The 13,025-nt window shown below is 47.8% G+C and carries 13 protein-coding genes and 1 pseudogene; 9 read left to right on the top strand and 5 right to left on the bottom strand.

The features are described 5' to 3' along the window. A pseudogene (locus tag Q0413_RS10815) lies at positions 1 to 183 on the top strand (hypothetical protein); the annotation flags it as partial. Between the two features lie 487 nt (positions 184 to 670). Here the strand turns inward: Q0413_RS10815 and Q0413_RS10810 are convergent. The 3 genes from Q0413_RS10810 to Q0413_RS10800 all read right to left on the bottom strand — a co-directional run bounded on the left by Q0413_RS10810 (position 671) and on the right by Q0413_RS10800 (position 4,208). Continuing rightward, entirely contained in the window at positions 671 to 2,014 is a 1,344-nt protein-coding gene (locus Q0413_RS10810) for a sodium-dependent transporter (protein WP_298990364.1), read from the bottom strand. 496 nt (positions 2,015 to 2,510) lie between these two features. Further along, positions 2,511 to 2,705 (bottom strand): hypothetical protein, encoded by a 195-nt coding sequence (locus Q0413_RS10805; protein ID WP_298990361.1) that lies wholly within the window; start codon positions 2,703 to 2,705, stop codon positions 2,511 to 2,513. 153 nt (positions 2,706 to 2,858) lie between these two features. Beyond that, a complete protein-coding gene (locus Q0413_RS10800) occupies positions 2,859 to 4,208 on the bottom strand; it encodes a sodium-dependent transporter (RefSeq protein ID WP_298990358.1) in 1,350 nt (449 codons plus the stop codon). Positions 4,209 to 4,329: 121 nt separating this feature from the next. Here Q0413_RS10800 and Q0413_RS10795 point away from each other — a divergent pair, with 121 nt between their 5' ends. From Q0413_RS10795 to Q0413_RS10780, 4 genes are all read left to right on the top strand, one after another. Further along, a complete protein-coding gene (locus Q0413_RS10795) occupies positions 4,330 to 4,956 on the top strand; it encodes a nitroreductase family protein (protein ID WP_298990355.1) in 627 nt (208 codons plus the stop codon). A gap of 125 nt (positions 4,957 to 5,081) precedes the next feature. Next, positions 5,082 to 5,705 carry an FAD-dependent thymidylate synthase gene (gene thyX, locus Q0413_RS10790; protein WP_298990350.1) on the top strand — a complete coding sequence of 208 codons (624 nt, stop codon included), beginning with the start codon at positions 5,082 to 5,084 and terminating at the stop codon, positions 5,703 to 5,705. A gap of 46 nt (positions 5,706 to 5,751) precedes the next feature. Further along, positions 5,752 to 6,498 carry a hypothetical protein gene (locus Q0413_RS10785; RefSeq protein ID WP_298990348.1) on the top strand — a complete coding sequence of 249 codons (747 nt, stop codon included), beginning with the start codon at positions 5,752 to 5,754 and terminating at the stop codon, positions 6,496 to 6,498. A gap of 220 nt (positions 6,499 to 6,718) precedes the next feature. After that, positions 6,719 to 7,312: a DJ-1/PfpI family protein gene (locus Q0413_RS10780; RefSeq protein WP_298990345.1), complete on the top strand. Its 594-nt coding sequence runs from the start codon at positions 6,719 to 6,721 to the stop codon at positions 7,310 to 7,312. 395 nt (positions 7,313 to 7,707) lie between these two features. Here Q0413_RS10780 and Q0413_RS10775 read toward each other — a convergent pair whose 3' ends face one another. Then, positions 7,708 to 7,866, bottom strand: a complete 159-nt coding sequence (locus Q0413_RS10775) for a hypothetical protein (protein ID WP_298990343.1) — start codon at positions 7,864 to 7,866, stop codon at positions 7,708 to 7,710. A gap of 809 nt (positions 7,867 to 8,675) precedes the next feature. Between Q0413_RS10775 and ung the strand changes: the two genes are divergently transcribed. From ung to Q0413_RS10755, 4 genes are all read left to right on the top strand, one after another. Continuing rightward, entirely contained in the window at positions 8,676 to 9,371 is a 696-nt protein-coding gene (ung, locus tag Q0413_RS10770; RefSeq protein WP_298990335.1) for a uracil-DNA glycosylase, read from the top strand. A gap of 171 nt (positions 9,372 to 9,542) precedes the next feature. Next, entirely contained in the window at positions 9,543 to 10,349 is an 807-nt protein-coding gene (locus Q0413_RS10765; protein ID WP_298990332.1) for a transporter substrate-binding domain-containing protein, read from the top strand. A gap of 490 nt (positions 10,350 to 10,839) precedes the next feature. After that, positions 10,840 to 11,646: a transporter substrate-binding domain-containing protein gene (locus Q0413_RS10760; RefSeq protein WP_298990329.1), complete on the top strand. Its 807-nt coding sequence runs from the start codon at positions 10,840 to 10,842 to the stop codon at positions 11,644 to 11,646. A gap of 17 nt (positions 11,647 to 11,663) precedes the next feature. Beyond that, on the top strand, positions 11,664 to 12,470 hold the full coding sequence (locus Q0413_RS10755) for a transporter substrate-binding domain-containing protein (protein ID WP_298990326.1): 807 nt from the start codon (positions 11,664 to 11,666) through the stop codon (positions 12,468 to 12,470). Positions 12,471 to 12,706: 236 nt separating this feature from the next. Here the strand turns inward: Q0413_RS10755 and Q0413_RS10750 are convergent. Beyond that, on the bottom strand, positions 12,707 to 13,025 hold a 319-nt coding region (locus Q0413_RS10750; RefSeq protein WP_298990323.1), incomplete at its 5' end, for a hypothetical protein.

The raw sequence follows: 13,025 nt of genomic DNA, 5'->3' as shown, positions 1-13,025 counted from the left end.
GAGATCGACTCAGTACATTATAAGGTCAGGAGCAAAAACGGGGATTTATATCGTTGCTATTTTTCATCCGTTATAGTAGTTGATTCTGACGTGCTTTGCACAAAAATTGTTGGCGCAGGCGGTACTGGAGGTTCCAAAAGTGGTAACTGCAACGCTTTGCTTAAAAAAGCAGGTAAGTGCTAGCGCGCTAAGGACGGCTTAAACCGCGCGGCTTTAAAACAGGTTCATTCAGCCCAAATGCGCACGCCACTAGCTGTTTAGGCCGCACCCGCAAAATATTCATCGCGTCTGAAAAGCAAGCCCGCTGCTTCTACGGCGCATTTCGGCGCTTGTATGCTGGTGGGTAATAAAATTTTAATGCTTTTAAGCCTTGCCGAGAGGATTGCGAAATTTCAACGCGTAAATTTTAAATCTAGAGGCGCGTTTGGGCTCTTTTCGGTATGAAACGAGGCACAAAATTTACGCTTAAATTTTACCGCACACGATTACCGTATGAAATTTCATTGCGTTAAAGCCCTTTGCTCGGACACTTCGCGGATCGCAGCGCGCATTTAGCCGAGTTTAAACGTTGCAAATTACCTCGTGATCCCGGTAAATCGCTTCGCCGCGTAAATCTGTCGCAGGATTTATCGCGTAAAATTTTACCGCTTATTTCTATTAATTTCGCTTTCTACTTTCCGCCAAAAAATAGTAGATTTGCCATTATGATCACGATCGCGACGGGCGCTACGAAGCGCAGCGAAAAGTACCAAATTTTAAATCCCAGCTCGCCCATATCGGCGCCAAAAAGCCCGCGCAGGCGCTGCGTATCCATAACAAAGCCCACGAAGATCGCCGAGGTTAGCGCGCCTAGAGGCAGCATGACGTTTGAGCTTACGAAGTCCAAGCAGTCAAAAAAGCTCGCGCCGAAAAGCTTAAACCTGCTCGCATAATCCGCGTGCATCGATAGTAGCGAGCATGCGCCTAGCACCGCTATGACGCACCCTGAAATACAGACTGCGCGCAGGCGCGAAATTTTAAATCTGCCGATGAGATAGAAGACGAAAGGCTCGATCATCGAAACCGCGCTCGTGATCCCCGCGAAAAAGAGCGAGACGAAAAACGCGACTTCAAGCACCTGTCCCGCTAGCCCCATTTTTGCAAACATCGTAGTGAGCGAGACGAACACAAGCCCCGCACCCTGCGCGGGATCGGCGCGAAATTCGAAGATGAAGGTAAAGACGATGAGCCCCATCATCAGTCCGATCGCGATGTTGATAAATACGATGTTTACCGAGCTTCGCACGAGCCGCACCCCCTCGCTAAGCGACGCCGCGTATGCTGCGATACAGCCGACGCCCACGCATAGGGTAAAGAGCGCGAGCCCGAGTGCGGAGAGGACGGAGTTAACGGTGATTTTGCCGAAGTCTGGGTAGAAAAGAAATTTCGCCGCCGCGCCGAAGCCCTGCATCGTGCACGCATACGCAAGCATCGCGAGCAGCAGCACGAAAAGAAGCGGCATCATCACGACGTTTAGTCGCTCGATACCGCTTTTGATGCCGCGCGCGACGACGGATAACGTCAGCACGAGCGCAAGCGCGTAAAAGCCCAGGCTCGTGGCTAGCGAATGCGAGATGAGATCGTCAAAGACGGCGCCCGCTTCCTCGGCGGTTGCGGGCAGCGGAGAAAAGCCCAAAAATATGTAGCGGATCACCCAGCCGAGGATCACGAGGTAAAAGGACAGCACCAGCATGCCGCCCGCGATGAAAACGCCTCCTGCGCGCCATTTGCGTCCGCCGAGCGGCGCCAGCGTCTCGTATGCGCTCGGCAGATCCCGCCCGCTTAGCCTGCCTAGCGCCATCTCGGCTAGGAATATGCTAAAGCCCACGCCCAGCGTGAGCGCGAGGTATAAAAGCACGAAGGCGCTGCCGCCGTTTTGACCCACGAGGGTGGGGAATTTCCATGCGTTGCCAAGCCCCACTGCGCCGCCTGCGACGGCAAGTATGAAGCCGATTTTGCTAAATTTATCGTTCATTTTCTCTCCGATGATTTTTAAATTTTAAAGCCGCGGAATTTTAAAATTCCAAACTATCGCCGCAACCTTGCTATGAAATTTAGCGCATTGTTTTTAGACCGCTTTAGCGCTAAATTTTAAAATTCCGCAGCGTGATCAGACACGACTGGCTACGGCGTCTTTGCCGTGGTCTTGCGCAGGTTGCCGCGCGGATTAGCGCAGTCACGCCGAAGGCTGATTGCGGTCGCTGCATGCTCCTATCTAGACATAAAATTCCAAGCGCGATTTTTGACAGCCGCCATAGCCGCGCACGGATCGCCGTGAGGCTCACTATGGAATTTTGCCTATCGCTCCAAGCCGTCAGAGCGTAAAATTTTAAAATTTCAAGCCGCAATATGCGATCCCTGCGCTGTTCTGACGGATCGGCCGTCTATTAGACGGATTGCGGTCTTGTGCGCCGTTTCGGCGACAAATTTTAAAATTCCAAGCGCAATTTCGCGCGGGTCACCACAAAATTTTACGCGCCGCTTCTGCGGCACATTGCGTAGGTCGCGTCATAAACTATCGTGGCGGCTGTGCACCGACCGTCTCGGTTTAGAATTTTAAAATTCCGTAGCGTGATCAGATGCGGCTGCGCTACGACGCCTTTGTCGCGCGCACCGATCGCCATGCGGGTTAGCACGATCGCGCCGAAAGCTGATTGCCGTCGCATACTTTGACCTTCCTCTATCTAAACATAAAATTTTAAACTATCGCTGCAAGGCTAACGGATTGCCGCAAGTTCGCTATGAAATTTGGCGCGTTGCTTTTGGACTGCTTTAGCGCCAAATTTTAACTTCCATGTTATCCACCTGCTTTACAAAATTTAAAAATTTAAAATTTTTAACTGATTGAGTGCTATCACTACGATCGCGACTGGCGCCACGAAGCGCAATAGCACAAAATACCACAGCTTAAAGCCCATTCGTCCCATATATGGGCGCAGTAGAATTTCGACGGCTCGTTTTTTGATCACGAACCCTACGAAAATCGCCACGATTATACCACTAAGAGGCATTAAGATATTCGAGGTTAGGTAATCAAGCACGTCAAAAAAGCTCTTGCCACCTAGGCTAAAATACTCGCTCGTGCCCCCGTAATAACCCAAAATGCAGCATATCCCTAAAACATACGTCACGGCAAAAACTAAAAGCGAAGCGCGCTTGCGGCTTAGCTTGCGGGAGTTTACGAGATAATAAATCGCAGGCTCCAGCATCGAAATTGCAGAAGTAATCGCCGCAAATAATAGCGAGGTGAAAAATAAAAAGGCTAGGATATTTCCGATCGCACCGAGCTTTGAAAAAAGCACCACCAGCGAGACGAACACAAGCCCCGGACCTTGCGCTTTGGGATCGCCGCCGAATTCAAAGATGAAAGTAAAGACGATAAGTCCCATCATCACGCCGATTAGGACATTAATGCAGACGATATTTATGCTTGAGGTTAGGATGTTGGTGCGCGCAGGCAGGCTCGCGGCATAGGTCATAATCGTAGTAACGCCAAGCGAAAGCGTAAAAAACGCAAGTCCTAGCGCCGAAAGAACGCTATCTTTATTAAGCTTGGAAAAATCTGGCACCAGTAAGAATTTCGCGCTACGTCCGAATCCATCGAAACTCGCGGCGTAAATTAGCATCAAAACCAGCAAAATAAATAGCGCGGGCATCATCCAGACATTCAGCCGCTCGATGCCACTTTTGACACCTTTAGATACGATGAAAAAGCAAAACGCCGACGCTATGGTAAAGCACACAGCCACGCTTAAAAAGTCGCTACCTAAAAGTGCGTTAAACGCTGCGCCGCTTTCATCTATGCTTTTTGGCAGATACAAGGCGCTTGAGACTACGTATTTTAGGATCCAGCCCATTACGACGCTGTAAAAAGCATAGATCAAAAGCGCACTAATCATAAAAAATCCCGCGTATTTCCATGCGCCTTTGTATGAGGGTGCGAGCTTTTCAAATGCGCGCACCGGATCACTTTCGCTTAGCCTGCCGATGACGATCTCGGCTAAAAAAATCACGAAGCTAACCAAAAGCGTCAGCAAAAGATATAGCAAGATAAATGCGCTGCCGCCGTTGGTGCCTACTAAAGTGGGGAATTTCCACGCATTACCGAGCCCCACGGCACTGCCTGCGACTGCGAGGATGAAGCCGATTTTGCTAAATTTATCGTTCATATTATGCCTTGTAGCGGAATTTAAAAGGGCAATATTAGCAAAATCTAGCTTAACTCGCCAAGCTAACCGGGTGGAATTTAGGCAAACCCGTTATAATGCCGCGAATTTTAAAGGAGATAAAATGAAATCGATAAAAGAAGTGATGCTCTCTCGCCACAGCTGCCGTAAATTTTGCAGTGACAAGCTAAATAATGAACTCGTGCGCGAGATACTTGATCTTGCGCGCTTAAGTCCCAGCTCATGCGGATTGGAACCGTGGAATATGATGATAGTCTCGGATCTTTGCGAGCTAAAAGAGCTTTCTGTAGCCTGCAACAGCCAGCCACAAATAGCCGAGTGCTCGCACGCCGTGATTTTAATCGCGCGTAACGATCTGAGCGTGGGCGAGGAGTATTTAGAACGAACCGTTCGCCGTCGCGCAAACACTCCGCAAAAATATGAAGCTGCGATGAATTATTTCTGCGCGAAATTTGCGGGCTTAGACGACGAAGCGCTGATGAACTACGCGACCAAGCAGCTTTATATCTTAGCGGCAAATATCGCTAATATCGCCGAGAGCTTTGACGTGCGCTCGTGCATAATGACCGGCTTTGACGCCGCGGCTCTGGAAAGATTCTGCGCTTTAGAGGCGAAATTTCGTCCCGCGATCGTCGTGGCTTTGGGACGTGGTGAACCTAGCAAATACCCGCACACGCGCTACAGGCTGGATGAAATTTTAATCTCTCGCGGCGGCAGCGAAAAAAGATAAAATGAAGCAGTTCTGCTCGCAAAGCTAGGCGCAAGCTTCGTTTATTAAAAGCGTCGTTTTGCGAAATTTTATCGGTTTAAAAGTGCGATAGCGTTAAAATGCGCTTAAAATTTCAAAGGATAATCATGCAAGTCAAACTTCTAAATTTCACTCCGCTTTGGGTCTGCTCAAATGCGATCCGCACCTGCTGGCAGAGCTTTGAGCGTGGCGATTGCGGCGGCGTCAAAGACCTGGCGCTAATAGACCGCGTCGGCAATCAGCTCAAGCACTCAAGCACGCTCGAGCACCTCTATTACAATTTCTACATCAGCAGCATCTCTCGCGCGCTGCTTCAGGAGCTGGCGCGCCACCGCCTTGCAAGCCTTAGCGTAAAATCCACTCGCTACACTCTTAAAGAATTGCGCGGCGAGGGCAGCTTCGCGCAAGGCGATTTCGAAAACGCCGCGCGATACATTGTGCTTACGGGCAATGAAGCGGTCGATAACGCAAGCATAGCGGCGCTTGAAAATCTGCGCGTAATCTTACAAACCTCGATCAGCCTTGATATCGCTAAATACTGCCTGCCAGAGTGCTACAAGAGCGAGCTTAGCTGGAGCATAAACGCGCGCAGCTTGCAAAACTTCCTCGCTCTGCGCTCTAGCAAAGCTGCGCTTTGGGAGATCCGCGAGCTTGCCGGTAAAATTTACGATGCGCTGCCGCAGGAGCATAAATTTATATTCCAAAGCTACATGGCGGGCGAGAAGACGTAAGGCGAAAAGTAGCGCGCGGGATAAATTTAGATGCAAAAGGGCTGCGATGATAAAACTTACGCAGATGAGAGCGGCTTTTGAAAAGGAGGAGCCGGACGCGCTTTATCTGAGCTACTTGGGATGGGTAAAAACCTTAGTTCCGTTTTGGAGGCAGGCCGCTGCGAGGATCGCGGAGCTAAGCGACACGGCGGATGAAAAAAGAGACAAGCATCTGCGCTCAATCGACAATTCTTTGCAGCTTTTGCAAGCTTGGCGATTTAAAAAGATAAAATACGTGCAAGCAAGAAGAAAAGAGATCGATAGCGCCATAAGTTTTATTAGAAACGGCGCCTTAACGCAGCGGGCATGCAGATACGCCTTTGCGCCCGTTTGCAGAAATTTAGCGAGCATCTTGCGCAGCTTTTTATACGTTTCTACCTTCGGCTATTCGGACGAGCAGCTTCCGACCGTATTCGCTCAAAAAATTTACGGCATTGCGCTGTGCCATACTTTATTTCCCTTTGATACGGGCGATTTTGTGTATTATCTGCCGCGAGAGAAGTCCATCCATACCGGCGACCCCGCCGATTTGGACAACTGGCATTTGATGATGGAGATAGCGGGCGGCGATTTAGGGATTTCTGCGTTGATTGAGCGGCTAAACGAACGCGCGTATGAAATTTGGACGAATTACAAAACGCCGTTTGAATGGAAATACGACGAGGGGATTTGGAATTTGGAATTCGAAAATATTTCAAAAAGGCTGCACTATGCGGGCTTGCGGGCTTTTATGGGTCTGAGTAATGCAGAATAAAAAGCGCGCGAAATTTCAAATTTGCTTTTGAAATTTCATTCGCGGGCGGTAAAAATTCTGCGAGTTCTAATGCGGGTAAAATTTAAAATTCGCTTGAACGGGTTTTTGGTAGCCTGCGGTATAAAATTTAGCCGCCGCGCATTTTACGACTTGCGGCGGCGAGAATTGCAACGGCGGCAAAACGAAAGCTTGGGTGAGCGATAAATTTAAAGGACGGATTATGAAAAATCTAGCACTTGTGATGTTTAGCGGACAGACGCACCTCGATTTTATGGGATTTTACGATTGTATGCTAAGGCTCAAAGCCGTCCGCCCGCAGCTTGAGATGAGGTTTTGCTCGCGCGAGCGGCAGATTTCGGATAGCGGCGGCCTTACGATCGACGTGGGCGAGATCATGACGGATCTAGGCGGATTTGATGCGGTTTTTGTGCCAGGCGGTATGGTGACGCGCCGCCTGAGGGACGATGCGGGTTTCATCTCGTGGCTCGCAACCGCGCGCGATGCGAAGTATAAGTTTAGCGTTTGCACCGGTTCGCTGCTTCTGGGCGCGGCGGGGTTTTTGCGAGGTAGGCGCGCGACCACGCACCCGTTTTGCTACGATCTGCTGGCGCCTTACTGCGCGGACGTGGTGTATGAACGGCTCGTGCGCGATAGCCTGCCCGAAGGGGGCGAGATCATCACCGCAGGCGGCGTGAGCAGCTCCATAGAACTTGGACTTTGCGTGATCGAGAAATTTGCAGGCGCCTCTGCGCGAGAGACCGCCGCCGCGGCAATGGATTATCCGTATTACGGTGCGGGCAGTGGGAGTATTTGATTAAATTTTAAAGGGGAGACGAAAACGATAAGACCGAGTTTGAAATTTTAACGCGTGATCCTTAGCGCGCGATAACGGCGACCGCTGCGGAGCTTTTTGCAAACGGCGAGAAATTTTATTTTCGTACTAGGCGCTACGAGCGAGGGCCTTGCGTCGCATCTCTGTGCGTGTTCGCGCGAAGGGACGTGCGGAGCGTTTAATAAGCGCGTATAGATCATAACGAGCGGCGTTTATGGGCGGGCATCAAAATGTGCGCGACCGCAAATTTTGCGTTCGCTTGCGCTCCCTGCTCAATCGGGTCATGAAGCGGAGGTTTGATCGGATCGCGAGCAGGCGCCGTTTTGCCGAGCGAGCGTAAGACAAGCGACTGCTGCGCTGGCCAAACTTAAACGAAACTAAATATCTAGTATCAAGCATATACAAAACGCGATCGAGACGATGAAAGCACGGATGTCCGTCATGTCGTAGATGCCGTCCTGCGATCGCGGATACGATAAATATATCAGCGCGATCATGATAGATATTTTTAAAATATGCGGTAAAATTTTATCCATGCCGCGTCTTTTTGCGAATGCGACGGGGTTTTTGCGGGCGCGCCAGAGATTGCGGCAAAAGCACCGCAACGCATTTGCCGCGGATGCTAGCTTTGAACTCAACATTCATCTCTCCTGTAGGCTTCGTTTACGGGCCTGTCTAAAGCCTTATTATAGCAGCAATTTGGGCTTTTGCATACCGGATCCGGCGCGCGATGATCTGAATTGCGTCATAGCGGCAAATTCTAGCTTTTTGTGCTACGCGATTAAAATTTCGATCGCTTAAATTTTATACTCTGCGCAGGCTTGCAAACGTTTTGTAAAATTTAAAACGCAAAAGCGCGTGAGCTTACGAGCGATGAAGGCAAAATTTTGTATAATCAAAAAATCCGTAGGAGAGGGCGTTTGGCTCGGAGCCGAAATACTGCAGCGTCAAGACCGAAGGCTTGCTCGGTTAGGAATTTTACGTAAGGACGGTCGGTGGGGCGAGATAAAGCTTTATCGCTGCTTTCGCATATAGCTTTCGGGTCGCTTATAGGTTAAAATTCAGAGAAAACAACCCGTGGAAGTTCGCAATCGCGCTTTTTGCCTACGCGATTTTGTTTGCTTTTTATCCGCAGACTCTGCTTAATGACAATAAAAAGACGATTGCCCTGCTGCTATTTATGGCGCTTTTGATCGTGATTGTGTAGCGGCGCCTACAAATCGGTGGGATCGGTTGCAGCGGCGATGCGATCCGCCTTTGATTGCAGCGGCGCGTGCGAGCGAGACTATTTTTAAAATTTATTGTAAAATTATGGCGTTAATTCATTAAAGCTTAAAGGGCTAGCATGCAGATAAATTTAGACGACGTGAGGATCGAGAGCGGCTGGAAAGAGGCGCTTAGGGAGGAATTTTTAAGCGAGTATTTTGCAAAGATCAAAGAAAACCTGCTCGCCGCAAAGGCGCGCGAGATCGTTTATCCGCCTGGAAATTTGATCTTTAATGCCTTCAATCTAACTCCGTTTGAGCGGGTGCGCGCGGTGATTTTGGGGCAGGATCCCTACCATGGCGCGCATCAGGCGATGGGGCTTAGCTTTTCGGTGCCGCACGGCGTACGAATTCCGCCCAGCCTCGTAAATATCTACAAAGAGATTAAAAGCGATCTGGGTATCAGCGAGCCTGAAAGCGGCGATCTGAGCTACTGGGCGAAGCAGGGCGTGCTGCTACTTAATGCGAGCCTTAGCGTGGGCGCGAACCGCGCGAATTCGCACAGCGGCTTCGGCTGGCAAATTTTCACCGACGCCGTGATTAAAATTTTAAGCGCGAGGCGGCAAAATTTGGTCTTTATGTTGTGGGGAAATTTTGCCAAAGCAAAATCGGCGCTGATCGATGCGCAGAGGCATCTCATTTTAACCGCCGCGCATCCTAGTCCGCTTGCGGGGGGAGCGTTTTTTGGCTGCAAGCATTTTAGCAGATGCAACGAATATCTGCGCGCGCACGGCATGGGAGAGATCGATTGGGATCTAAATCACGGCGCAGATTAAATGTATTTTAAATGAAATTTGCGTAAAATGCGCCGCAAAATTTCAAAGGCAAAGAAATTTTAAAAAATGTCGAAAGGAGAAGTGAGCGAATAATATACGACCGGCTTAAGAGGGCTTGCCGAAGCGACGCAGATGCGTGGCTAGGCTAATCATTGTAATTAAAGGAACGATATGAAAAAGATAATTTTGGGAATTTTATTGCTATTTACAAGTAGTGTAGTGGCAAATACCCTATCTGAGATTAGGCAATCGGGCAGTGTGCGCGTAGGCGTATTTGAGGCGCAACCGCCTTTTAGTAAATTTGAAGACGGCAAATTTCAAGGATTTGAGGTGACTTTAGCCGAGGCGCTATCAAAAGATATATTCGGCGGCAAGGCGGGCAAGGTGGAATTCGTGCCCGTAAAGGCTAGTGAGCGTTTAAAAGTGTTGGAAGAGAATAAAGTAGATATGGTGCTTGCGACCTTTACGATCACAAATGAGCGTAAGCAGGTGGTCGATTTTACGACGCCGTATTTCGCAGTAAATATCGGCGTGCTAACCCGCAAGGGCGATAAGATCAAAACTATGTCTGATTTACATGGTAAGCCGATCATCGCAGAAAGCGGAACTACGGGTGAGGCGTATTTTAGAAAAGAGGGCTTTGAAATTGTAAATTGCGCTACCGCAAACGAATGCTATAAAATGCTAAAGGATGGTAAGGGCATCGGATATGCGACTGATAATCTGATAGTTTTAGCTTATGCTGTAATCGACAGCGACACTGAGGTAAATATAAAGAATTTAGGCGTTTCGGATTTCTTAGGCATCGCGGTTTCTAAGGGCAATAAGGATCTGCTTGAGTTCTTAAATGGTGAGCTAGTCAAACTAAGTAAGAACGGCTTTATAAAAAAGACCTATGACGAGACGATTGAGCCGTATTACAAGGGTACTGCGGAGAAAAAATATTTCTTGCTGGATGATCTTTATAGCCTATTTTAGGCGGGCATAGCGGTACGGCTCGCCTGCATTTGCTTGCAGTAAGCATAGCTGTGTGCTCTCGCTAGGTAAAATTTAAAAGGCTCGCATAGTCTTGCTATTTTGCCCGACTTTGCGAGCTTGGGTTTGGATTATAAAATTCTACTAACGCGCCGTTGAAGAATTTGCGAGCTTGGTTTAGATTGTAAATTTTACTAACACGCCGTTGCAGAATTTATAAAATTCCGTAGAATTTCGCAGCGGCGTGCTATTTTTGCGGCACTAATAGACGCACAGAATTTTATAGCGAAGCGCTAAAATTTAATGAGAGCAGGCAGGGTTTGGCGCAAGGTAGCAAAATTTAAAAAGCTTCTATCATTATGCTTAGAAATTTTAGTTGCGAAATTTTATCGCTAAGCTCGCAATTTAGGGAATAGTTTCGGTTCTAGTAAAATGAAATTTTAAGAAAATTTACATTACAATTACGAAAAATTTAAAATTCAAGGAGGAAATTATGAAAAAGTCATTTTTTCTTATTCTATTGTCGGCGATCTTTGTTTTTGCGAATTCCTTAAGCGAAATAAAGCAAAGCAAGGTTATCAGAGTAGGCGTTTATGAAAATGAGCCGCCTTTTAGCAAGTCAAGCGAGAAAGGCTTTGAAGGCTTCGAAGTTGAGCTTGCCAACGCGCTAGCTGGTAAAATTTTCGGCAATAGCGGCGGTCGTATCGAGCTCATACCGGTAACAAACGAAGTGCGTTTTCCGATGCTGCAAAACAATCAGGCAGATATGATAATCGCGGCTGCAAGTATCACTGAAGAGCGTAAAGGCAGCGTAGATTTTTCGATGCCGTATTTTACGGTCAATTTGGGAATTTTAACGAAAAAAGACTCAAATATTCACAAAATAGGCGATCTGATGGGCAAAAAGATCGGCATCATCCGCAAGACTACCGGCGAGGCGTATATCAAAAAGGACGGCGGTTATAATGTTTCCTACTGCAACGATTCGGTCGATTGCTACAGGAGATTAAAAAGTGGCGAGATTGACGGATATTGTAACAACAACCTTTTTGTTATGGTCTATCCGATCGTAGATCCCGCAGTCGAAGTCAATATCAAAAATTTAGGCGAGAACGTATTTTTGGGCGTCGCGGTGCAAAAGGGTAACGCGGAGCTGCTAGAAGCGATCAATAAAGGCTTGATCGCGCTTAGCAAAGAGGGCTTTTTCAAAAAGGCTTACGAGGATACTTTCGAATCCTTCTATAAAGGCACCGTCGATAAAAAATATTTCTTACTCGACGATCTTTACAGCTTTTTTTAATAAAAAAGGAATTTGAAATGAAAAAATCACTGTTTTTAATTCTTTTATCTTGCATCTTTGCGCTTGCGAATTCTTTAAGCCAAATAAAGCAGAGTAAAGTCATTCGTATCGCCGTTTATGAAAATGAACCTCCATTTAGTAGAGTTACGGATAACGGCTTTGAGGGCTTTGACGTAGAGCTTGCTAATGCAATCGGAGGTAAAATTTTAGGCGATACCGGCGGCAGGATCGAGCTCATACCGGTATCGGCGCAAGCGCGCTTTCCGTCCATTCAAAATAATCAGGCGGATATGCTTATCGCGGCTGCGAGCGTTACTGAGGAGAGAAAGAAAAATTATGAGTTTTCGATGCCATATCTTTCGGTAAATTCCGGAGTTTTAACTAGAAAAAGCGACAACATCAAAAAAATGAGCGATCTACGAGGTAAAAAAGTAGGCGTCATCCGCGGCTCGACGGGCGAAGCGTTTATGCAAAAGGACGGCGGCTACAATCTAGTGTATTGCAAAAATTCCTCCGATTGCTACAAGCGGTTAAAGAGCGGCGAGATCGACGGCGCGTGCGACGATAATCTATTTGTGATGGTCTATCCGGTCGCAGATCCTAGCGTCGAGGTTAATATCAAAAGTCTTGGCGAGAACGTATTTTTAGGCATCGCGATGCAAAAAGGCAACGCAGATCTCGCAGAAGCCGTTAATCAAGCGCTCATTTCGCTTAGCAAAGAGGGCTTTTTCAAAAAAGCGTATAACGATACTTTCGAGCCTTTCTACAAAGGCACCGTCGATAAAAAATACTTCCTTTTAGACGACATATACAGCTTCTTTTAAAATTTTAAATTTTGATTGCGGGGTCGGGATTTGAAGCTTCGCGGCTTTAAATTCTAACCCGCGCATAACCGGTGCGTCATTAAAATTCCATCTCAAAATTTTGTCCTAAAATTTCATTTCAAATTTTATTAGTCCCGCCGCCGCGCCGAAGCCCGGCGTGCACACGGCGGTCGCAATCTTTAGTATTTGCGACCGTTTACGGCGCGCAAAGCTAGATCGAGCTAAGCTTTAAAATTTTACTCCGAGCCCTTGGAATTTTCCAAATCCCCCATGCGCTCCTGCTGCGCCTGCACGAATGCGTCATATCTGATAAAAAGATAATCCTTGATCTCAAAAATCATCAACGTAAAAATCGAAGGCAGTGTGAAAAATCTAATCGTCATAAACACCAGATCAAGCGCGTTTAGCTCGTCGCTGCCCGTGCGATACCCTCCCGCACCCGCGGTTAAAATCCCGTGCAGCGTCTCGTAGTTGTAAAGGATGAAAATCGTCACGAAAAGCGTCGAGAGCTTTGAGACGATCTTATTCATGATCTGCGCCACGTCCTCGTCGGCG

The sequence above is a fragment of the uncultured Campylobacter sp. genome, from assembly GCF_938045465.1.
GTDB lineage: Bacteria > Campylobacterota > Campylobacteria > Campylobacterales > Campylobacteraceae > Campylobacter_B.
The sequence above is the reverse complement of the archived record's forward strand: the minus strand, read 5'-3'. Positions and strand labels throughout refer to the sequence as shown.

Excerpts from the sequence above, each read along its gene's own strand:
- Q0413_RS10810 (WP_298990364.1), bottom strand. The coding sequence starts at position 2,014 with ATGAACGATAAATTTAGCAAAATCGGCTTCATACTTGCCGTCGCAGGC.
- Q0413_RS10805 (WP_298990361.1), bottom strand. The coding sequence starts at position 2,705 with ATGCGACGGCAATCAGCTTTCGGCGCGATCGTGCTAACCCGCATGGCG.
- Q0413_RS10800 (WP_298990358.1), bottom strand. The coding sequence starts at position 4,208 with ATGAACGATAAATTTAGCAAAATCGGCTTCATCCTCGCAGTCGCAGGC.
- Q0413_RS10795 (WP_298990355.1), top strand. The coding sequence starts at position 4,330 with ATGAAATCGATAAAAGAAGTGATGCTCTCTCGCCACAGCTGCCGTAAA.
- thyX (WP_298990350.1), top strand. The coding sequence starts at position 5,082 with ATGCAAGTCAAACTTCTAAATTTCACTCCGCTTTGGGTCTGCTCAAAT.
- Q0413_RS10785 (WP_298990348.1), top strand. The coding sequence starts at position 5,752 with ATGATAAAACTTACGCAGATGAGAGCGGCTTTTGAAAAGGAGGAGCCG.
- Q0413_RS10780 (WP_298990345.1), top strand. The coding sequence starts at position 6,719 with ATGAAAAATCTAGCACTTGTGATGTTTAGCGGACAGACGCACCTCGAT.
- Q0413_RS10775 (WP_298990343.1), bottom strand. The coding sequence starts at position 7,866 with ATGGATAAAATTTTACCGCATATTTTAAAAATATCTATCATGATCGCG.
- ung (WP_298990335.1), top strand. The coding sequence starts at position 8,676 with ATGCAGATAAATTTAGACGACGTGAGGATCGAGAGCGGCTGGAAAGAG.
- Q0413_RS10765 (WP_298990332.1), top strand. The coding sequence starts at position 9,543 with ATGAAAAAGATAATTTTGGGAATTTTATTGCTATTTACAAGTAGTGTA.
- Q0413_RS10760 (WP_298990329.1), top strand. The coding sequence starts at position 10,840 with ATGAAAAAGTCATTTTTTCTTATTCTATTGTCGGCGATCTTTGTTTTT.
- Q0413_RS10755 (WP_298990326.1), top strand. The coding sequence starts at position 11,664 with ATGAAAAAATCACTGTTTTTAATTCTTTTATCTTGCATCTTTGCGCTT.